The organism is Desulfomonile tiedjei DSM 6799, from assembly GCF_000266945.1.
Taxonomy (GTDB): domain Bacteria; phylum Desulfobacterota; class Desulfomonilia; order Desulfomonilales; family Desulfomonilaceae; genus Desulfomonile; species Desulfomonile tiedjei.
In genome coordinates, this window is sequence record NC_018025.1 from 5,714,389 (window position 1) to 5,734,899 (window position 20,511).

Genomic DNA, 20,511 nt, shown 5'->3' on the forward strand with positions numbered 1-20,511 from the left:
GAACCAGGGGACGGATATGCCTGAGCCGACGACTGAACGGACAGGAATGGAAGAGGTGACTTGCTCTTTCTGTAGCGGCACGGGAACAGATCCATTCGGGATCATGTCCTGGATTTCCAAATGCTGCATCTGTGGAGGCACGGGCCGCGTGCTTGTGAGGACGCCACATGTCCGATGTGCCCACTGCAAAGGGACTGGAGCAATCAAGACTCTCACGTGCACCGTTTGCATGGGAACAGGATTTGTTCCGCTCCCCTCAAAACCGACTGTAGTATGTCCTGAATGTCATGGATCAGGGGACGATCAGTCGGCATCTGCGATGGCCTGCCTCAAGTGTCGCGGCCGAGGGTTTGTCATCAAAGAATAAAGTAGCAACCGGCGTTGGCAAAAGGTAATCCTCGTCAACGCCGTAACGATTTTTGTGAGGCTGCCCTGACATCAGCTCGGGGGATCACCAACTGGAGCTAAATAATCATGAACGGCGCAGAATTGAGAATCGCATCAATCGAGACTGAAGTCATCACCGCAAATAACGAAAACATCGTACCCGAAGCGGGAGACCGTTTCGTGAATACACCCCATGTAGAGGAACTGACCGCTCGCGCAATGGCCTACCTTGAAGTAGGTTATTCGGTTCATTTCTCAGGTGTTGCGGGAACGGGTAAAACCACGTTGGCTTTTCATGCTGCAGCAAAGTTGGGAAGACCTGTCATTCTCGTTCACGGAGACCACGAGTTTGGCAGCTCCGATCTCATCGGCCGAGATGCAGGTTACAAGAAATCACGTCTCGTAGACAACTTTATTCATTCCGTCGTGAAGACTGAAGAAGAAATGCGGAGCCTATGGGTGGACAATCGCCTCACAACAGCATGTAGAGACGGCTACACACTGATTTATGATGAATTCACCCGGTCGAGACCCGAGGCGAACAATGTCCTGCTCAGCATTCTGGAGGAGAAAATACTCAACCTCCCCAGCTTACGCCGAACCGGCGAGGGGTACCTTGAGGTGCATCCGTCGTTTCGCGCTATCTTTACTTCAAATCCTGAAGAATACGCCGGGGTTCATAAGACTCAGGATGCACTCATGGATCGTATCATAACCATCAACGTCGATCACTATGACAGGGAAACCGAAATTGAAATAACCCGGGCCAAGTCGGGTGTATGCAAACAAGATGCGACAGTGATAGTGGATATCATAAGAGAATTACGCCTGCTGGGGGTTAACAATCACAGACCGACAATACGAGCTGCAATCGCCATAGCCAGGGTTCTTGCACACACCGGAGAACACGCGGACCAGCACAACAGCGTGTTCCAATGGCTGTGCAAAGACGTATTGAGCACTGATACGGTAAAAGTGAGCCGTGGAGGTAGCCCCTTGATGGCAAAGAAAGTGGAAGAAGTCATTCGCAAAGTATGCGGGCGAACCGGCGGAAAGAGATCGGGCAAGCCGGTCGGCAGCAAGGAGGAGACTTCAGAATGAATATTCGCATGAAAGGGAACTCTCGAGGCCTTAGAGATATACGCACGCACTCGGGGAAAGTCGACAGAGTCGGTTTACCATATATGGCATATATGAGCATAAGCTGTCTGGAAATGGAGAAAGCGAGAAGAGAGAAAGAGCGTCTGAGCGCATTGACCAGAATCAAAAATATCGAACAAAGAATTCGAGAGATCGAAGCAGAAAAGGACCTTCTACTCAAAGGTGTCGGTGAACGTACCAGGACCGATTTGCAGAAAGCTTCAACCCCGAGAGATCAGAGCGCTCAGTGTAAAGGTGGATTCAAGATCAGATATTGAATCCTATCTGCAAAGCCTTTCGATTATTGTGCCAGGTGATAGCAATGTCAGGAATTAAGAGCTGTAGTCAAATCAGAACAAGCAACAGCATCAGGAGTTTCCGTTCGTGCAATCACATGACCGGAAATCCGGTAAAACTCCTGGATGAAGGGCGTGTCCATATGGGAGAGAAAAAACGCCTATTCGCGAATGCGCGAGCGCTTTGGCTGTTCTGCGCCTCCAAGCCTGAAGTGACATTTGGCCCTACTGCGAGAAGCTGCCGTTTGTCAATCAAGCCCAAAACCGCCCAAATTAGAAAGGAAAGCACTCTGTAGACCTCCGCGAAATCTTCTCCAGAGTGCTTTCCCATTTTTTCTGGAGCATCTGCAACAAGGGAATGTGAAGGAAACACCCATGAAAATCAACTGCATTTCTTGTGGACATAACCTGTTTGTGGACGACGCATATGACGATTTTGAAGGTTTGTTCAAGTGCTACATATGCGGCGCCTTATTAAAGGTGAAAACGGCTGACGGGAAAATCAAATCCGTGAGTCCGGTGGAACTCAAGTCGGGGACAAACCAGCCGGAAACAGACCTGAAATCAGGCCAGCACATTTGCGGATAGCCGAACTCAGGAGATCTAGCAAACTAGATCCATTCACACCCGAGGTAGAAGGATGGAAAAAGCGACAATAAAAACTACTGGTTCTAATGGAAGATACCTCTATGCCGTCGTACCTGGGTCGCAGGAAAGAGTTTATGGGTGCCTCGGAATAAATGGAGGAAATGTCTACACCATCGCGGCAAAAGATGTTGCTGCTGTTGTCAGCGATGTCCCGCATCAAAAAATACGTCCCGAACGCAGGCATTTCGCTGCTCACCAGGCTGTCTTGAAGAGGGTAATGCTGGATGGCGATCTCCTACCTATGTCGTTCGGAATCATCTCTCAAGGTCCCAAAGCAGTCAGGGCCATTCTCTCGCGCAATAACAAATCAGTGCAGCAGCAACTGAAACGGATTTCAGGCAAAGCGGAAATGGGAATAAAAGTGACATGGGATGTGCCGAATATTTTCGAATACTTTATCGATGTCAACCGCGAACTCAGAGAAGCTCGGAACAAACTGGTGCAGCCCAACTATTTACCCACGCAGCAGGAAAAAATAGAGATCGGCCGCATGTTCGAGGAAATTCTGAACCTCGAAAGAGAGCGCCACACCAAGCAGGTCGAACGGGTAATGAGTAAGCGATGCTCTGAGATAAAACGATCCAAGTGTCGAACCGAGATCGAAGTAATGAACCTTTCTTGTCTTGTGGATCGCACTCTCCTGAGCGACTTCGAAGCTGGCGTTCTCGAAGCGGCATCCCACTTTGACGACAGCTTTGCTTTTGACTTCAACGGTCCCTGGGCCCCGCATAACTTTGTCGACCTGGAAATAGACGTATGATCCGAACGGATGGAGAGGTATACTATGTTCCTTTTAGACGACATTTTGTTCCTTCCGATGAACGGAGTTCTTTGGATATGCAACGAAATTCACGATGCAGCCGAGCAGGAACTCCATAATGAATCAGACGCCATAACAGCGCAGCTCCAAAAACTGTATACACTCCTTGAAGCAGGAGACATCGGGGAATCGGAATTTGACGTTCTGGAAGCCGAACTTCTGGACCGATTGGATGCAATTCAGGAACGAGGAGCACTTCTCGAAGCCTGAGAGTCTTCAGACGAAGACCAATGCCCGGATGGAAACCCCGTTGGCGCGAGTGTCACAGGAAATTCATCGTAACCGACCTGGCCGATTGCTGGAGCATACAATGCATGACTTCATGATGGATGAAGAAGAGCACGTTTCTCTGTGCGAAGCGCTTGACCGCGTGTTGAACAAGGGAGCCGTAATTGCTGGAGAGGTGACTATTTCAGTTGCCAATGTGGATTTGATCTACCTCGGGCTCCAGGTGGTTCTGGCTTCCGTCGACACTATACGCGGGAAGCGCAACGAATTGCTCCGTCACGATGTCGGTCTGCATTTAACGGCGGATAATGCCTGATATGCCTGAAATTTATCCGTAGCGACCAATTTGCATTCAAAATCCCCCCATTCCCCTCTTTATAAAGGGGGGGTAGAGGGGATTTTCGTCAAACTCTGAAAGCAAATTGGTATCAAAAGATCGGACAAGCATTAACGACAAAGGGCCGAGTCAATGAACCCTATGAATATAGCGAAAGTAGAATCGGACTCACTGGGCGATTTCGCGGAGATAATGCAAACGGATTGGATCTCAAGTTTGCATTCCGACAAAGAAGAAAAACGCCTGAATCTGAATCAAGACTCCGTCAAGAACGGGTTGGGACAACTTGTCCTAACCCTGGTAAAACTTCTTCACGATCTACTGGAACGACAGGCTATCAGACGCATGGAAGCCGGTACTCTCACCGATACGGAAATTGACCGACTTGGTACAACATTGATGATGCAGGCGCAGGAAATCGAGCGACTTCGAAGTGAGTTCGGTCTGGAAGAAGAAGACCTGAATCTCGATTTGGGGCCTCTCGGGAAGCTCCTGTAAGGAGTGAGAAAATGTCAATTCAAGCATCGACGCGACATTCAATTCAAAGCACTAATCTTGCCGATCTCCTCGAACGAGTTCTCGACAAGGGAGTTGTGATCGCCGGTGATATCAAAATCAAGCTGGTGGATGTGGAACTGCTTACGATTCAGATCCGGCTGGTTGTCTGTTCTGTGGACAAAGCAAAGGAAATGGGAATGGACTGGTGGACTAACAATCCAGCATTCCAGCCGGCCTTGGCTCAAATTTCCGAATAGGATTTCTTTACTGTGCAAGAGGGAGGGCCATGAAAGAAACCGAACTGCCGAGTTTTGACGTCTCTGAAGAAGGAGAAGCGACCCCCTTAAGCGGTCCCACTCTGTCGATTGATCTTAGTACTCTGTTTACTCCGAATGTTTACTCATCAGGAACATTCGATTTGAGCGCCATAAGTTCCTCTTCCATAGGGCGCTTGTTAGATGCTCTCCCGATTCCGGTCCTTCTGATAGACCAATGGTTTCAAGTCGGGTTCGTCAACCGCGCGTGTGGAAAAATCAGCTCCGACTATCAAAAGATCAAGGGAGTGCCATTTGCCAACCTCGTCCCTCTCCCCACCGATGTCAGCAAAGCTCAATCTCTGGCTCAAAAAATTCAGGCCCTGATCGAGAGAGCTTTTGCGACGCGACGACCGCAGATCAGTGAAGCAATTCTTGAGATAGAGAATAACAGAATATGGGCAAGGCTTCATCTGAGATCCGTCAGAATCGGACTGGAGAGACACGTTCTCCTCATCATTGAAAACCTTACGCACGAAAAGACTCAACTGATACTCACCCGAAGAAACGATGAAAAGTACCGCAAAGCAAACTTCGAACTTGGAAAACGCATTGACTACCTGACCGAAGAGGTTCATAGGCTGACGAAGCAACTCGAAATCCAGACGAATCAACACATGCATACTCTGGAAATATTGAATGGAGAGCAACAGCGAAAGGAAGAACTTTGGGAAAGGGTTCCTCTGAGCCTGGCCATAGTGGGTGATGACGGTTATATCAGGCAAATCAACAGCAAATTCAGCAAAACGTTCGGTTATCGTCAGAGTGATTTGAACGGAAATTATAACTGGATTGGCGGTTTCAAAGGTGCTTCCGGGGCAGGGATTGTTCAAAATCGATCCGATTGGACCGAGTTTCTGCATGTACTGGGGGACAACGGCATCAAGTCCGTCGAAATCGCATGCAAAGATGGAGGCTCCCGCACGGTGAACCTTACTGCCATTCCGATGGTAAACCAGGAATTACTGCTGATTTTTGACGAATGATTGATCCCAGCGGGAAGCGTGGGTTCCGCGGTAATAGATTCTCGATGACTCTGTAAATCCGGAAAATGGATTAGACGTCGAGAACTATCCCATCAAATTACTTGCCCAGTACCATCTGGTTCCATTCGGAATTGAAATCCGGCAGAGAAGTGGGATAGCTAGACTGCGCAATCGAGTTCCACAAGAAGATTCTCAACTTCTTGGATCAGTTTCAGTGGGCTGAAGGGTTTTGAGAAGCAACTATGGGCCCCTGCTTCAAGGTAGTTTCGAAAATTCTCCGAGGTGCACAGGCCGGTCAATACGATAATGGGACACTTCTCAGTGGTAGGGTCCCCTTTTAGGAGTCGTATTGCCTCAAGCCCGTTTATCTTTCCCGGCATCGCTATGTCCATGATGACCAGATCAGGCTTTTGCTCTTTTGCAATCTTGACGGCGTCGAATCCGTTCTCGGCAGTTAAAATGGTGTATTTAGCCCTGAGGAGGGTTATCTCAACCAATTCCCGGACTTCCTCAAGATCGTCAACAACCAGTATCTTTTTCATCTGCGTCCTTCCTGATTCTGATGAATCGACAATCGCGCAGTGAGAATAATCTGACCTCATGAAATCTTCAACACCCGATTGACTGCTCGCATCAGTCCCCACCCCTTCCGGACGACTCCTGAAACCTGTCACCCTTGCTCTTCATTTGCATCCCGGAGTATGAAATATATTGCCCTGACAGGCTGCAACGAACAAGGTCCTCTGCAGAATCCTATGCTTAGATTAAAACATTTCTTCAAACTCTGACAAGCATTATTTTGCAGATTCAAAGAGGATTTCTGAGGATAAGGGATATTGTGCCAGGTTCTTTGGAGTGACAATTGGCAACCGAGGAGATTTGGGCACTGTTCCGGATTGGTTCTTGTCCGAAGGAGTCATACCAATTTGCATTCCAAATCCCCCCCATTCCCCCCTTTATAAAGGGAGGTTAGAGGGGATTTGGAAAGTTGGAAGGACTGTGATTCCGAGAAAAGATTCTCTCTACCCCGAGTAACTGAATTGTTCCCTACCCCTATAGAAGGGCTGAGCATTAATTCAAAACTACGGTCCGTCAGATGGGGTCGATCATTTCATATCCTGAGCCTGCACCCATATGACAGCGTCAACGCCCATTGGTTTGCCCTGATTCTTCACCTCTCCGCCAGCTCCCAGAGCAGAAAAACCCCACCAACCGGCTTTGGGTAACGCGTAGGCAAACTCCCCCTGAGCATTGGCCTTGATAGTCTGGGTAACAAAGGCATCCTGCGGTGCCTTTACTTTCTCCTGCTTAGCGAAGGCATTGCCTTTGATGTCGTGATTCAGGAACTCAACCTCGATCTCAGCATCGGGAACAGGAACCATCTTGTCCCCTTCCTTCTTCATAACGACTCCCCGGAACAGGTTGCCGGTCCACAGTGCGTAAGGCTTGTCCAGAGGGACTATTTCAGCATCCAGTTCAACGGCTTTGTCCCAAGCACTGGGGGCTCCGCCACGGTTCACGATCACTTTCGTAATTTGGCGCATGTAACGATCTTCAGTCTTGTCGTAGTATGGGGCGGGATCGAGATAAAACACAAAGTCACCTATGCCCCCGATTTTGTGCTCCAGTGCATAGCCCTTACCCTTGTTGGTCAAGCTGGTAAACTCGACGGGTTTGAGCTCCTTGAGCAAATCGGTCTTTACCATTTTATCTGCCTTCTTATCGAAGGTCATGACCCCAAAAGCCGCGGGAGGAGTGATTTTTCCTGACTCATCCGCACCCATGTCCATTGTATGCCCCGCTTCAAAGGGGTGAGTGAAAACCACGAGCAGATTTATCTTGCCGGGTTCATCTGTTGTCAGAGCCGATTTAGGAGTATAGATCATCTGAAAGTGCGCAAAAGACACTCCACCAACCAGAGTGATGGAAAGAAGAGCAATCAGCAGAAAAACGGTTTTATTAAAGATCTTCATACAAACCTCCTCAAGGCGCCTTTCTTCGACGCCGGAATTAAGTTTTTCAAGAAAGGGCTTAATTGGCCTCTGTGTGATTTTGAATAGTTGACGTTTCGCGATGTCACATGCGCATGTTCCGTACCGGTCACAGAACATGGGGTTTGTAGATTGAGGGAGGGATATCTCTTGAAGCAACCTCGACATGATGACACCCCTCCGCACGTGACGGTCATTGGAGTTGGACCGCCACATCAGGGCTCAAGCCGGCCGGCGAGTATCCCAGGGAAAACCTCGCGCTGGTCCGCGAGGTGGAGGCCTTTCGCCAGGTTAGTACCGGCCTTTTTGAGCGTCCGACATGACCTCTGATTCTTCTTTGTCCGGTCTCTTTCACCTCCTATTTGGGTTGAGCCGCGGCATTTCTTTTACCCACAGTGTATCCGGCGAAGTATGCCAACGCGGCCAGCAGAATAATGAGCGCAGTCGCTGTTACGATTTGCGCGGTGATCATCATTTTGAAAGCCATCATAACCCCCGGACTTATCTCGGTAGACACCTGGGCGACCCGAACCGGCTGTGCCGCTGCTGACAGCTCAACTGAAGAAGCCATCGGTTGAGCTTGTTGAACTGGCGATGTCTTTACTGTCGATTCGGCTGCCGGTGTGAGAGACTCTACCTCGCTCTTTGCAGCAGCGGTTTCAGTTTCCGAACCGCCGGGAGCCGGTCCTGCTTTGACTACGATATGGCCTTCGCCTGCATCGAGAGTGACGGTATAGGGCACATTAGGCTTCTTTAATTGCAGAGTGCCGTCTTCTCCTACTCTGTGTTCTGAAATGACTGCATCCGTTTTTTCTTCCTTCAAAATAATCTTGTGCCCTGCAGCAGACGAGCCATCTGAAAAGCCCGCTTCTATAGCGATAGTTCCGTCCTGATTGTCTCCAACTGACAGCAGGGGTTTGTGAGCGTGTGCTACTCCGCTCAGACACAGCAATATTGTTCCCATCAGGATGGCTTTAAGGGCCGTGATCCTGTTCATAGGGCATTCCTCCTCTCTTTTGTCATCTGTACCGTCAGAAAAGAACACTACCTAATTGAAATACGAAACAGGCCAGGATGAAGCCGATAACAACAGGATAGACTGCCGCAAAAACCATCCATTTTGTTCGGCCGGTCTCGTTCTTGATCGTCATAAGTGTTGCCAAACACGGCGGAAAAAGTGCCATGAACACAAGAATCGCCAATGCGTGTCCCAGCGTCCATCCTCTTTCGGTAGATCTGATGGAACTGCCGAGGTTCCCGGGAGTGCTGCCATGCTCCACGCTATAGATCGTGCCAAGTGTTCCTACCAGGCTTTCCTTGGCAGCAAACGAGCTGATGATTGCTATGTTGATGCGCCAGTTGAAGCCTGCCAGATGAGTGACCGGTTCAATGGCTCGTCCGAATTTGCCTGCCCAACTCTCGTGAATGATTTCTTTACGACGTTCCCGTGCAGCTTTTCTGATCTTCTGGTCGAATTTCCTCAGTGCTGTCGCTGCTTTTGCTGCGTGCTTGTCCACAACTCCATTCAATCCTTCGCCCTTGTTTGCTATTATGAAGAATGCCGGATTTTCGGTGGCGAATCGGTTCGCTATTTCTTTCAAACGACTTTCATTGTCACCGGCATCCTGCACGGCCTTTGCGTAACGGTCTCTGAAGTGCATCAATGAGACCAGATCGGGACCGGAGAGAAGACTTAGGTAGGGATTTGCGGTCCCTGCATCGCGCTGAAGTTGTTCTTCGGCCTGTCTTTCCAGAGAGTCGTAATAGAGTTCCCTCTCCAGCCCAATTCCGGGAAAGGTGACAAAGAACCACACCACAATCATGACTGCGGCTACAATTGTCACAATCTTCTTAACGAACAACCAGGTTCGCTCGATGGCCCGTCGAATCACTCCATCCACGGTTGGCAAGTGGTAAGCAGGAAGCTCCATCACGAAAGGGGCGGACTCACCTGTCACCAGATAGCTGCTGAAGATTTTCGCCATTGCCAGAGCCATCATGAAACTGAATACAGAGATACCGAAGAGTACTACTCCTTGATAAGCAGCAAAAAAGAGCCCTACAATGAGGACATAGAAAGGAATTTTTGCGAGGCAATTCATCAGCGGCATAATCAGGATAGTCACTAATCTGGCTTTTTCGTCTTTCATGGCTCGAGTCGCCATAATTCCGGGTACAGCGCAGCCTCCAACGACTACTCCACCGAGAATCATAGGCAGAGTCGATTGTCCGTGGAGCCCAAATCCCCGCAAGACTCTATCCATAATGAATGCCACACGGGCCATATAGCCGCTGTCCTCGAGGATCGCTATGCACGCGAAAAGAACCAGAAATATGGGGAGATAATAGAGTATTGCAACAACTCCGCCGACAAGACCATTGACGATGAGAGATTGCAGGAGCCCTTCTCGCAAGAGGTCCGCTGACGCAGGAAATAGCTGCGCTACAAAAATCTTGATGCTTTGAAAGAACGGAAAAGCCCAATCTGCCAACTTGGTGCCGTACACCATAGTGACCTGATAGAAAGTGAGAAGAATAGCTGCGAGTAGGATCGGCGCCAGAATCGGCTGGAGAAGTATTGCATCGATTTTGTCGGTGAGGGTTTGCTCAGATCCATAGGTTTTCAGCAGCGACTTTTCGCCAATTTGTGCAGCGAGACGATATCGGCCCGCAGCAATGGTTTTTTCAGGGGATTTCCTTGTGCGTTCTATAAATTCGTGTCGCAGCTCTTCCGCGTATTGGCAGAGCACCTTGCCGCCCGAACCGTTGTTGCAGTCCCAGTGTTGGAGAACGAGCCTCTGCGCTTCCGGATCGTTCTCCATCAACTTTACGGCAAGCCACCTACCGGGAAAGTCTTTAGCAAAATGGTTACATTCGGTCAGGCGATCCGTCAGTGTTTCCAGTGCAGGTTCCAATTCGGATCCGTACGGGAGCCTCCAGTTGGAAATCTCCCGTTCCGGCTGCGAAGCGATCTGTTCAACAGCTTCCTTTAATTCCTTTTTTCCTTTGCTTTTCTTTGCTACCGTAGGAATGACAGGTATTCCAAGTTCGGACGCTAAAAGTGGCAGGTTGATTTTAAAACCGCGGTTCTCGGCAACATCCATCATGTTTAGGCAAAGAACGATAGGTACCTGCAACTCCATGAGTTGGAATACCAGATAAAGGCTTCTTTCGAGATTCGCGGCATCAACAACAGCAACTACGGCATCCGGGCGGTCCAATAGAATGGAATCTCGCGCAATCCTTTCCTCTTGCGAATACGAGGTGAGACTATAGGTTCCGGGGAGGTCGACCACTTCTACTTTATAGTCATCCGAGGAATAGCTTCCCCACTTCTTCTCGACAGTCACCCCGGGATAATTGGCCACATGTTGCCGGGCACCCGTGAGCATGTTGAAAACAGTGGATTTTCCGCAATTAGGCTGGCCTGCGAGAGCGACAAGTAGGGTACGACGGTCCTTCTTCATGCGATTGCGACCTCCACGCCCATGGCCTCGTTTCGTCTTATTGCCACGAGGTACCCGCGGATCTCGACATCGAGAGGGTCAAGAAGCGGAGCATTGCGAATCACCTTTATCAAAGTGCCTTCGATAAATCCCATGTCAAGAAGTCGCTGGAGCTGGGCTCCTTCGAGACTCACATCGCAAACTCTGCACTCCTGGCCGGGGGTTAGCTGATCCAGTGTCATGTCATCCTCCAATTTCCTTAAGCCCGAACTAGGCAGGATCTGCGGCTACCATAATCTGGGAAGCCATCCCGTAACCGATTGCCAGGCGTGTTTCGCCTGCGGCGACTATTGCAGGATCATCGACGTGGGAACAAGGGAACAGAATTTCCACTTCTTTGCCGACATGCAGCCCCATACTGACAAGACGGTGCTGAAGTTCGGTTCCGCCGTTCAGTGCCACGATGAAGGCTTTTTGCCTGGGCTTCATACTTGTAAGTGGTTTAACTGTGGCTTCACACATTGTAATCCTCCATACTTCTCAGAAGAGCGTTTTTAGATCATCTAATCAGTTAGTTATGGGAAAATCCCCCTGCCCGTCCCTCACAAAAGGTGGGGTAAAAAGGCACATGCAACTCCTCCTTTGGCAAAGGGGGAGGGGGATTTGTAAAACCATTACACCAGGATCACTGGAGAAATCTTCCTCCAGCTCGCGATGACTGAATGGTCACTGTTTAGGAATGAGCTCTTATGCGAGCTTGGGAGCATCCCACGTACGGTCCCATCCTTCTACTTCTTCTTCCTCATCTTCCTTCTCATCCTCACCTTCCTCTTCATCTTCTTCTTCGTCTTTTTGGGCGATTTTCATTCCTGAATCCGGCATCCCTGCCTTTTCAAGTGACAGGATTTTCCTCTCCGGTCCTGACACTTTCCCGGATGTATCGGCGTTTCCACAAGAGCGAGAAACAGGTGGAATCGTCTTTATCACCGTTGCCGCCGAATGAGCGGAGAACTCCGCTTCTTGCATGCTGAAGGAGACAATGTGAAGACTCTGAGACGGCCCATGGGACGGCGCAAAGGAGGCGTTGCACACCTGAACGGCCGTCAACGTCAAGGGAACCATTACCAACAGTATGAACAATGATCTTTTCATCATAATACTCCGCAAAAGAAGTCGCTTAACCATGTCCTGGCTGCCGCGTTAGAAGTCAAATACCAGCGAGAATTCGCCGCCAATGATGGGATCGATCGCTTTGCCTGGGCGAGTTCCAAAATTGTTGGCTGCAGTTCCTGCTTCCCATCCGGGAACCGATCGATCCGCACACGCATAATTGAACCATTTGCCGGGTTGCCAATAGCCTACGACTACTCCTGCGGTCCAACCTTCCAGAAGCTTCCAATCCAATCCTGCATTGATCTCGTAACCAAGAGCAGTATCAGGGATGTTGGGAGAAGTCGGATAGCGGTTAATATTGAAGCTCACATTTCCGTCAGGAACATTGCCGAAATCGCCAACACCTGCATTGGGACCGAGTGAACCCCAGCTATATCCGTTGGAAGTCCTGTTAGCGTAGAAGAAGGTTCCGAATACATTGAGGTTGGATGCAACGGCATAGTCGGCTCTGGCTGCAAATACCGAAGCATCTCTCAGGTATCCGTCACCGGAAAGGTTGTAAGCGTTCAGCCCTCCGCCGTAGTTGTAACTGAAAAGATAACTATAGGGCCTGAACACATCGAAATTGCCAAGCTGAACATCGTAGTTCGGGTGCCATACGAATGCAGCAGGCTGCTTACCGATTATGAGGCCCGCTCTTCTGTCAGGACCTGGAGTCCAGGCATGAAGGAGGCTCACCTTGGCAGGCCCCGCAATCGCTCCCAATTCGACCATGTACCTCCATTGTTCGATGTAGAGAGTGTTCGGCGGAGTGATCTGTGCACCGGGGTCTGCATGGAAGCGATCCGTCCAATAAAGCCATGCCGCCTCTGCATTGAGGAAGAAACGTCCATTATTATATTTCATGAAAACAGATCCGTGGGTGAGCTCGCTATCCTGAGCCACAAGAGGAAAGGCCGGAGGATTGGCAGGATCGATCAACTCTGCTTCGGGGCCGATGTGATAAGCGCCGTAGGACCCGAGTATACCTGCTCTGAACGGACCTCCGCTGTACATGACGAATGCCAGGAAATCTTTTGAGAAGCTGCCGTTTCCGTCTGCCCAGCTAAAGTATTGTCTCGTCACACCATCTGGTGCTGCCGCATATGCTGCGCCGGGATACGGGTACAAGGAGATGCTGTACGGATCGTAGCCGCCAAATGCGGCTATACTGGAGCTTCCTGCAAATCTGTATGGGTAAAAAGCGATACCGATATCTAAGGGCCCATATGGAGCCGTGAGTGTTATTGATTCAGTACTCGCTGCGTCTTCGCCGTCATACTGTAAAGCGTTTCCGAAGGACCAGGGCCTTTTCCCGATGCCAAATACACCGATCGGGGTCTGCGCCGTCACCCAAAACAGCGTCCACTGACCTTCACTAAAAGCCCTGCTCGTGCCCGCCGCATCCTGGGTGTGGTAATCAGAAGCAAGCGGGTCTCCATATGTTCCTAACCGATAAAGACCGGTCATCTTAATCGCAGGATTGATCTTGATGACCGGCTCGAATTCCACGTTGAAGTAAGACCATCTCGCCATGGCCGAAGTGGTTATATTCGTGTCGAACTGGCCGCCGTTCCAGAAGTTTAAGTTGGCAGCTCTGGTCGCTCCGCCGTTATCCACATTGTATTGGCCGAAAAAGCCTTTGTGACCGGTCTGGTTGTACCACTCGTACGTCCAGTTAAAAGATCCAGCCAACTCGAATTCCCACGCCAATGCCGGAGAAGTAATCAAAGATGTGCTTCCCACAAGCATCAGGACGATTAACGTAAATGCATGAATTCGTTTCATAACCCTTTCATCCTCCTTACATTCAAGGTCGGCACAGCCGACAACGGAAAAAAAGAAAGCGAAAAAACGCGTGCCGCAGGCACACGTCAGTTAATACTCCCTGTGCGAGAGACAAAATCCAGACACTCAGTCGTACATATTCGCAGTTATCTCTGGCATCATTCCTTCGAGCAACAATTGAGAGTCCGGAAAGCGACTAATCTCGTACAGCTTCTTCCTGCACCGTTCGCCTTGACCGGGACTGCTCCCGATCGTGCATCAGGTGAGAGATCACCTCGTAAAGGTGAACGTCCAAATCTTGAACGTCGGTCCGCAAGCCGGACAAACGAGAACTCTCTATCCGGTGTTCTTTCAGGTACTTTTCCAGATGCTCGATATTCTTGTATATACGTTCTATGTCAACATGTAGATGCTGTACATCATCTCTCAGCAGGCCCTCCGAAGCCTCCTTTCTCATTGATTGCAGGGGCGCAACACGCCCAAGGGGACAAAATGTCGAAGCGCACTCCACAGTCGGAAGAAAAGCCTGGCACGTTGTGCCCTTCCCTGGAACACTCTTAACGGTGATAGCTCCTCCATGACCCTTTACAATGCGACTGACTACTGCCAGCCCCAAACCGCTTCCTTCGCCGTTTGTTTTTGTCGTGAAGTAGGGTTCAAAGATGCGTTCCATGATATCCGGGTCAATACCGCACCCGGTGTCACTCACGGTGATTTGCAGGTACGAACCCGGTTTAAGGGTGGGATGGATATCGGCTGCCATGCCAGGATCAAGTTCTACACGGCCGAGTTCCACATGCAATAAGCCGCCGCATTCCCGCATGGAGTGCACTGAATTGGTGCATAGATTGAGCAGAAGTCGATGAATTTGCGTTGCGTCAGCAAGGATAGGGCGCATATCCTCCGATACGCCGAACCGGATAGAGACAGTATCGGGAACGGATGCACGGAGTAGCCCGATCGTTTCTGCAACGATGGGCACGATATCGATCTGTCGCATTGCCTGTTTGTCCGGAAGCGAAAGGGTGAGCATTTGACTCACCACTTTCTCGCCCCGAGTGGCTGCTTCGATTACGGTCTGCAGATGCAGATGGGGCTTGCCATCTTTACGAATCGACTCTATCGCGAGTTCGGTGAATCCCTTGATAATTATGAGAATGTTTTTGAAATCATGGGCGATCTCTTTTATCAAGATTTCGTTATCATGCATTTTTTCCGTTTGCAGCGATCGATGTTTTCTTATCATAGTGTTTGTCATGTCAGACTTGGTCGCCGCCCGGAAACCCATCGGATTGACTGTTTCCTCGCTGCACGAGGATGAGGAGTTGTTCATCATGAAATTCCGTTCCTTTCTCACCGTTTCACAACAGGCCTGAAGAGGACGAACAACCGACTCAGAAGGCCGCAAACGAACACCTGCCTCGCTATATGACCACCCTCTCTGCCGTCCATGACGAAAGCTGGGCATTAAAAGGATTCTCTTCTGTTTCTCTGCACTCTTTTTCATCTCGGACCGGGTTTTGAAATGAACTACCGTATTTCTCCTCACGAATGACTTACCGAATTTTTCCACTGGAATAAGAGCCATACTTTTCTTCATCAAACGTGCTGCCTGGGGCGTCGGCATTGTTGAGGAGATCGTTACAGCAACTGCCGGAGCGTCCCGACGAGCATTCGTTTCCGCATGAGCCCCCATGTCCGCACGAGCACGTAGTCTTGTTACTCGTCAGATTTCGTTGAAAGGACCAAAGCAGACCAGTGGCGGCTATCAACACGATTCCAATCACCAGCGCAGTCTCCATCATAGATACTCCTCAATAGACTTTTGAACTCTAATTCAATTAGCTCCGGCTAATTCTACGTCCAAAAAAACATGACACCCTGACCTCAGGAAGGGAGCAACCCCTCTTTTCATCTGCAAGCGTTTTGCAGAACACGGGTAGCGAGGGGCTGCCCTGTGGAAGGCTGAGTCGAAATAATGTGATTTTGCGTTTCATAGCGTTAATAAGGATTCAAGTAATTTCGGACGCATTATGCTTCGTCCGTAAAAGCTACTCTCAATGAACTCAATCAGTAGACGTGTTTCATCCGACGTTCATCATAATGCGTCAAAGCGTCAAGCAACCTCGGATTCTGCGAAATGTTCTTCGATGGCTGTTCTGAAGCCGCTTAATCCTGCCGTACGCGGAAAACAGCACGGGACTCCGTATTTCTTGCAAAGCTTTTTCACCGACTTCACAGCGTTGTGACTGTTCACCTCTACCGGACACACCACCAAGTCAGCTCTGCGGACGCAATCGTGAATGAGGCATTCGCCTGCCCGACAATCCCCGTGATGGCGATGGAATGTGCCACCCAGATGCTCTACGAGCTGCCGGTAATGGCTCTCCAAGCTATCTATTCCTCCCACCATGGCCACATGCTTCTGCTTGAGGAAATCTCGGCAAGGACATGAACAAGGAGCGTCTTGTTCATTTTCAGGAGACTCGTCGCAAGCCTTACGGCAAATGTCGCGTGCCAGCACATCGATATCTGCACGCAGCCTGGTGCATTCTTCTTCAAGATCCTGATTCCGGGAGCGCGCCTCATCCAGCAACAATTGTAAACGTGCGATTTTGTCTGTCTGATCGATTCTCTGAGGACCAACCCACGCCGCCGGCTGCCTCTCAGGTTCTGCATTGGCTGGTGGTGAGTTTCTTGCGTCAGCAAGCTGTAAGCGAAGCTGTTCAATGACCTTTTCACGGCGATCCAATTCAGCCTGAGCATCGAGCATTTGTCTTTTCAGTCGAGTCAATTCCTCTATAGCGTTACTCTCTTCCTCACGTTCCTGGGTCTTTGCCGCTGCGGATTTCCAGAAATCGCGGACCAATCGGTGCTCGAGCATATGGATGAATCCGAAGAGTGCGGTTTCAACTGAAGCCCTGTCCGCCGATTCTCTCGTCGCGAGATTCCACAGCACTGCCCAGAGGGGAATATCCGCATTTCCTTTGCCTTCGGTAACCGCTTCGATGAGCTCGCGCGCGTCCAGAGCCGACAGTCGCCGGGAATACCGGAGATACTTGGATTCTATCAATTTCTGAATATGCCGAGAGACCTTGTTATCACTGCTGCAAAGATGCACTGCAGTCGAATGAAGCGCAAATTCATGATCCACAAGCGGATCGGTTTGAGAGATACCGAACTTCCTTGCTAATTTCTTGAGTTCTCCCAGGTCGAATGCCATGCCAACAACCTTGCAGATTGTCTGGTGCTGGAGTTCCCAAACTTTTCTCCGGGCTTTCATGAATGTTCCCCAACCAGGTGGTGCTGTTTCGTCTGATTCGCACCGCCAATAATCACGAAAATAGAATGTTAGGCTTGTCTACCAAACGTAGAGAAACCTGTCAAGCATTTTTTTCACGCGATTATCTCAACACGTCTATGCTTCACAGAAGCCCATAATTAGCTTTGACTACCAGAACAGTTCCACACAATCACTCAAAAGAAATTGACATTACGTCGATTTCAGTGATAACCTCGGACCGACAACCCTGTGATGGACTCTTTTTGAAATAAACTTGGGATCATGAAGGAAAGACTAAAACAAATATGTCACTTGGTTCTTGTGAACCGCTGGGAATCACAATGGCTCACTCCAATCCAGGGAGAGTTCCTGGAAATCGAAAGATCGCTTTTGCATCGATTTTACCAGCCTGAACTTGCTGAATACAGGGAGATTTGATGCAGCGTTACGGAAAACCCAGTTTGCCGTTATTAAAACACAAACGAAATTTCTTTGAAGAGAACGACGAGATACTCGCGGAGCAAAAACGAGTCCTGAAGTTGTATGCTGCTCAACCAAGGAGATCCCAATGCAAGAATTGCCACTGCAAACTCCAGGAGATTGCGTTTTCGAAGCTTGGAATCGATTATCTGATATGTCCCAATTGTGGTCACCTCAACGGGGGACATGAGGACACGGACGCATTCGTAGCGCAATTGTACATAAACGCTGATTCGAAGAGTCTCGCATCCGTCTACAGGGTAGAGGATATCGAAGCTTATCAGCGACGGGTCGCTGACATTTACCTGCCCAAAATCGATTTCCTGATCGAAGCACTTCGTGAAGAAGGATTGTCCCCTCTGGATTTGTCTTATGCAGATCTGGGCGCAGGCAGCGGTTACCTGGTTCAGGCGTTCCTGAGCCGTGGGGCTGAAAAAGCGATCGGGTATGAAGTGTCACTGTCTCAGGTAGCTTTCGCAAACGCGATGATTCCAGGAGAGAGGATCAGACTTCACAGTCTCGATGAAATCAGCGAAATCGCCAAGGCTCTTTGTGCTGACGTGGTCACGCTCATAGGAGTTCTTCAGCATCTTCGGCATCCGGAGTTATTGCTACGATCTCTGCAAGAGAACGCTAATGTGCGTTACCTTTATTTCTCAGTCCCGATTTTCAGTCCGTGTATATTCTTTGAAATGGTTTTTTCATCCGTGATGCAGCGCCAGCTTTCGGGAGGTCATACTCATTTATATACAGAGTCTTCTATCGATTGGTTCTGCAATAAGTTCGGGTTTAAGCGTGTAGCCGAGTGGTGGTTTGGAACGGACATGTTCGATCTCTATCGTTCAATCGGTGTTTCTTTGCGTCAGGCACCTGAGACGGGGAGCATGTGCGAACGATGGTGGGAGATCATGAAGTCGGCAATCGACGAGATGCAGCTTGCCTTGGATCGTCGGCGACTTTCCTCGGAGGTCCACATGCTCGTAAAGCTGAAGCGCTGAGCGGAAATAGATGTTTTGGGATCGGGATTTATTCTTTGCAGTCCCGAAAAAACAAAGTGGTTCACTTGAGCTGAGGAGTGCGATGGATCAACCGCTGGACAGAATGCGTGAATTCGTGAGGAGATTCTGGAAGCTTAATCGAACGGCCGTGAATGAAGATTCCGATCGACTCGTGAATGACATCCGTCAGAAAGTCGATTGTAATATCATTGAATTACCTTCAGGGAGCGAATGCCTAACATGGTTGGTTCCTAAACGATGGCACGTGAGAGAAGGATATTTAGCCCGGCTAAATGGAACCCGCATTGTCGATTTCCAGGACAATCCACTCCACTTGTGGACACACTCCATCCCGTTCAAGGGAACAATCAAGCGTCAGGATTTGGAAGGACACCTGTACCACGACGCTAAAAACCCTCAATGGGTTCCTTATCATTATCGGAACGGATACCGATACGACGCCCGGGAATGGGGGTTCAGCCTTAGTCACGAAGTCTACAAGACACTCTCCGAAGATGAATACATCGTCCGGATTGACACGGATGTTGACGATGAAGGGTCTTTGAAAGTCATTGACTACTGGTTGAAAGGGGAGCAGCCGGACACTATCTTCGTGGCAGCACACACATGCCACCCGGGGCAAGCGACAGACGGGTTGACCAACGTGGCAGTAGCACTTGAACTATTTCATTATTTGAAAAGCCTGGATTTTCGCAGAAACTCATACCGTTTGATTCTCGGCCCTGAGTATTTTGCTGCTGCAGCATTTCTCTCACGGACTCCGCAATCAGAAATAGATGTGTTGCGTGGAGGCATATTCCTGGATATGTTCGGTTCCGGCGAACCTTTCGGGTTTCAGTTCTCGTATAACGGGAATTCTCGATTGGATCGTGCGGTGGCAAACGTCTTTTCACACCACGTGCGCAATCATATACGTCGGCCGTATCGAAAATTCCTGGGGAATGATGAAATGTTCTATAACGGCCCGGGCTTTCTGATCCCCACAGTAGGAATAGGGTGCGATTTGCATGCTGCCTACCACTTCAGTAAAGATGATTTCGATTCTGTCAATTGGCATCAATTGACCAAAGGTTTGGAGCTGTGCAAGAAGATCATTGAGGTCCTGGAGACGGATTTCATTCCCGTGCCGCAGTTTCGAGGCCCACTCTATCTTTCGAGATTCGACCTCTATATCGATCCAAAAGTGGATCGAAAAGGGTATGATGGTCTGGAGCACATTCAAATACTCATGAATGGAAACAGAAGTTGTCTGGATATCGCTCAAGAGCTGGACATCAATTTCTTTTTTGTGCGCTCGTTTTGCGAGAAACTGCTGGAGAAACAACTGGCGGAAAGAAAACCGGCCGAATTTTGAGAAGTTCGGGGAGGAACTTCTTGTAAGAAGTTCCTCCCCGAACCCCACCTCAAGAACTTTTGGCACTCGCCGGAACGCGAATTTCCTTACAGGAAATCTCGAGTTCCGGCGAATGACAGAAATTTCTTGAAGAGAGCTTGACGGGACATTCTGGCAAAAAAGACCCCGACTACTCTTCGGAATACAAAATGGGACAAGAAATAATTGTCCAGTCACGAGCAGCTAGGGAATCTGCGCCCTGGAAGGGCGCTCCAACAGTAGCCACGGGTGTCAACCCGTGGTGGACAGCGCCATGTCCATAAGCATGGTTCAACGACCCTGAAAGGGTCTACCAACACAATGAT

Annotated in this window: 23 protein-coding genes; 12 read left to right on the top strand and 11 right to left on the bottom strand. The window is 49.6% G+C overall.

The window, feature by feature from the left end:
- Nucleotides 1–16 precede the first annotated feature (16 nt).
- From DESTI_RS24530 to DESTI_RS24580, 10 genes are all read left to right on the top strand, one after another.
- Complete coding sequence (locus DESTI_RS24530) at nucleotides 17–367, top strand: molecular chaperone DnaJ (RefSeq protein ID WP_157212261.1); 351 nt, start codon at nucleotides 17–19, stop codon at nucleotides 365–367.
- 107 nt (nucleotides 368–474) lie between these two features.
- Nucleotides 475–1,488: a gas vesicle protein GvpN gene (gene gvpN / locus DESTI_RS24535; protein ID WP_014812665.1), complete on the top strand. Its 1,014-nt coding sequence runs from the start codon at nucleotides 475–477 to the stop codon at nucleotides 1,486–1,488.
- Nucleotides 1,485–1,805 carry a hypothetical protein gene (locus tag DESTI_RS24540; RefSeq protein WP_014812666.1) on the top strand — a complete coding sequence of 107 codons (321 nt, stop codon included), beginning with the start codon at nucleotides 1,485–1,487 and terminating at the stop codon, nucleotides 1,803–1,805. Before gvpN ends, DESTI_RS24540 begins: the two co-directional genes overlap by 4 nt.
- 393 nt (nucleotides 1,806–2,198) lie before the next feature.
- Nucleotides 2,199–2,411 (top strand): hypothetical protein, encoded by a 213-nt coding sequence (locus DESTI_RS24550; protein ID WP_014812667.1) that lies wholly within the window; start codon nucleotides 2,199–2,201, stop codon nucleotides 2,409–2,411.
- Between the two features lie 52 nt (nucleotides 2,412–2,463).
- Nucleotides 2,464–3,231 (top strand): GvpL/GvpF family gas vesicle protein, encoded by a 768-nt coding sequence (locus DESTI_RS24555; RefSeq protein WP_014812668.1) that lies wholly within the window; start codon nucleotides 2,464–2,466, stop codon nucleotides 3,229–3,231.
- A 24-nt stretch (nucleotides 3,232–3,255) separates the two neighbouring features.
- Nucleotides 3,256–3,501 carry a gas vesicle protein GvpG gene (locus DESTI_RS24560; RefSeq protein ID WP_014812669.1) on the top strand — a complete coding sequence of 82 codons (246 nt, stop codon included), beginning with the start codon at nucleotides 3,256–3,258 and terminating at the stop codon, nucleotides 3,499–3,501.
- A gap of 112 nt (nucleotides 3,502–3,613) precedes the next feature.
- Nucleotides 3,614–3,835 carry a gas vesicle protein gene (locus DESTI_RS24565; protein WP_083846996.1) on the top strand — a complete coding sequence of 74 codons (222 nt, stop codon included), beginning with the start codon at nucleotides 3,614–3,616 and terminating at the stop codon, nucleotides 3,833–3,835.
- Between the two features lie 153 nt (nucleotides 3,836–3,988).
- On the top strand, nucleotides 3,989–4,354 hold the full coding sequence (locus DESTI_RS24570; protein WP_014812671.1) for a gas vesicle protein K: 366 nt from the start codon (nucleotides 3,989–3,991) through the stop codon (nucleotides 4,352–4,354).
- Between the two features lie 11 nt (nucleotides 4,355–4,365).
- Complete coding sequence (locus DESTI_RS24575) at nucleotides 4,366–4,611, top strand: gas vesicle protein (RefSeq protein ID WP_014812672.1); 246 nt, start codon at nucleotides 4,366–4,368, stop codon at nucleotides 4,609–4,611.
- 29 nt (nucleotides 4,612–4,640) lie between these two features.
- Nucleotides 4,641–5,654 carry a PAS domain S-box protein gene (locus tag DESTI_RS24580; RefSeq protein ID WP_014812673.1) on the top strand — a complete coding sequence of 338 codons (1,014 nt, stop codon included), beginning with the start codon at nucleotides 4,641–4,643 and terminating at the stop codon, nucleotides 5,652–5,654.
- A 158-nt stretch (nucleotides 5,655–5,812) separates the two neighbouring features.
- Here the strand turns inward: DESTI_RS24580 and DESTI_RS24585 are convergent, their stop codons facing one another.
- The 11 genes from DESTI_RS24585 to DESTI_RS24630 form a co-directional block, all read right to left on the bottom strand.
- Nucleotides 5,813–6,196, bottom strand: a complete 384-nt coding sequence (locus DESTI_RS24585; RefSeq protein ID WP_014812674.1) for a response regulator — start codon at nucleotides 6,194–6,196, stop codon at nucleotides 5,813–5,815.
- Nucleotides 6,197–6,760: 564 nt separating this feature from the next.
- Nucleotides 6,761–7,627 carry a DUF4198 domain-containing protein gene (locus DESTI_RS24590; protein ID WP_041286467.1) on the bottom strand — a complete coding sequence of 289 codons (867 nt, stop codon included), beginning with the start codon at nucleotides 7,625–7,627 and terminating at the stop codon, nucleotides 6,761–6,763.
- Nucleotides 7,628–8,003: 376 nt separating this feature from the next.
- Nucleotides 8,004–8,642, bottom strand: a complete 639-nt coding sequence (locus DESTI_RS31320) for a hypothetical protein (protein ID WP_014812676.1) — start codon at nucleotides 8,640–8,642, stop codon at nucleotides 8,004–8,006.
- A 34-nt stretch (nucleotides 8,643–8,676) separates the two neighbouring features.
- Nucleotides 8,677–11,112, bottom strand: a complete 2,436-nt coding sequence (gene feoB / locus DESTI_RS24600; protein ID WP_014812677.1) for a ferrous iron transport protein B — start codon at nucleotides 11,110–11,112, stop codon at nucleotides 8,677–8,679.
- A complete protein-coding gene (locus DESTI_RS24605) occupies nucleotides 11,109–11,333 on the bottom strand; it encodes a FeoA family protein (protein ID WP_014812678.1) in 225 nt (74 codons plus the stop codon). The genes feoB and DESTI_RS24605 overlap by 4 nt, the downstream gene beginning before the upstream one ends.
- Before the next feature lie 28 nt (nucleotides 11,334–11,361).
- A complete protein-coding gene (locus DESTI_RS24610) occupies nucleotides 11,362–11,613 on the bottom strand; it encodes a FeoA family protein (RefSeq protein ID WP_014812679.1) in 252 nt (83 codons plus the stop codon).
- A gap of 225 nt (nucleotides 11,614–11,838) precedes the next feature.
- The gene (locus DESTI_RS24615) at nucleotides 11,839–12,243 is read right to left on the bottom strand and encodes a hypothetical protein (protein WP_014812680.1); all 405 of its coding nucleotides are present in this window, start codon (nucleotides 12,241–12,243) and stop codon (nucleotides 11,839–11,841) included.
- Between the two features lie 48 nt (nucleotides 12,244–12,291).
- Entirely contained in the window at nucleotides 12,292–14,031 is a 1,740-nt protein-coding gene (locus DESTI_RS24620) for a hypothetical protein (RefSeq protein ID WP_014812681.1), read from the bottom strand.
- A gap of 196 nt (nucleotides 14,032–14,227) precedes the next feature.
- Entirely contained in the window at nucleotides 14,228–15,277 is a 1,050-nt protein-coding gene (locus tag DESTI_RS29435; RefSeq protein ID WP_157212263.1) for a two-component system sensor histidine kinase NtrB, read from the bottom strand.
- 310 nt (nucleotides 15,278–15,587) lie between these two features.
- Nucleotides 15,588–15,836 (bottom strand): hypothetical protein, encoded by a 249-nt coding sequence (locus DESTI_RS31000; RefSeq protein ID WP_014812683.1) that lies wholly within the window; start codon nucleotides 15,834–15,836, stop codon nucleotides 15,588–15,590.
- Between the two features lie 311 nt (nucleotides 15,837–16,147).
- Entirely contained in the window at nucleotides 16,148–17,314 is a 1,167-nt protein-coding gene (locus DESTI_RS24630; RefSeq protein ID WP_014812684.1) for a DUF2325 domain-containing protein, read from the bottom strand.
- Between the two features lie 437 nt (nucleotides 17,315–17,751).
- On the opposite strand from DESTI_RS24630, the gene DESTI_RS24635 reads away from it, so the two are divergent.
- Both DESTI_RS24635 and DESTI_RS29440 read left to right on the top strand, forming a co-directional pair.
- Nucleotides 17,752–18,792: a class I SAM-dependent methyltransferase gene (locus tag DESTI_RS24635; RefSeq protein ID WP_014812685.1), complete on the top strand. Its 1,041-nt coding sequence runs from the start codon at nucleotides 17,752–17,754 to the stop codon at nucleotides 18,790–18,792.
- 82 nt (nucleotides 18,793–18,874) lie between these two features.
- The gene (locus DESTI_RS29440) at nucleotides 18,875–20,167 is read left to right on the top strand and encodes a DUF4910 domain-containing protein (RefSeq protein ID WP_014812686.1); all 1,293 of its coding nucleotides are present in this window, start codon (nucleotides 18,875–18,877) and stop codon (nucleotides 20,165–20,167) included.
- Nucleotides 20,168–20,511 lie beyond the last annotated feature (344 nt).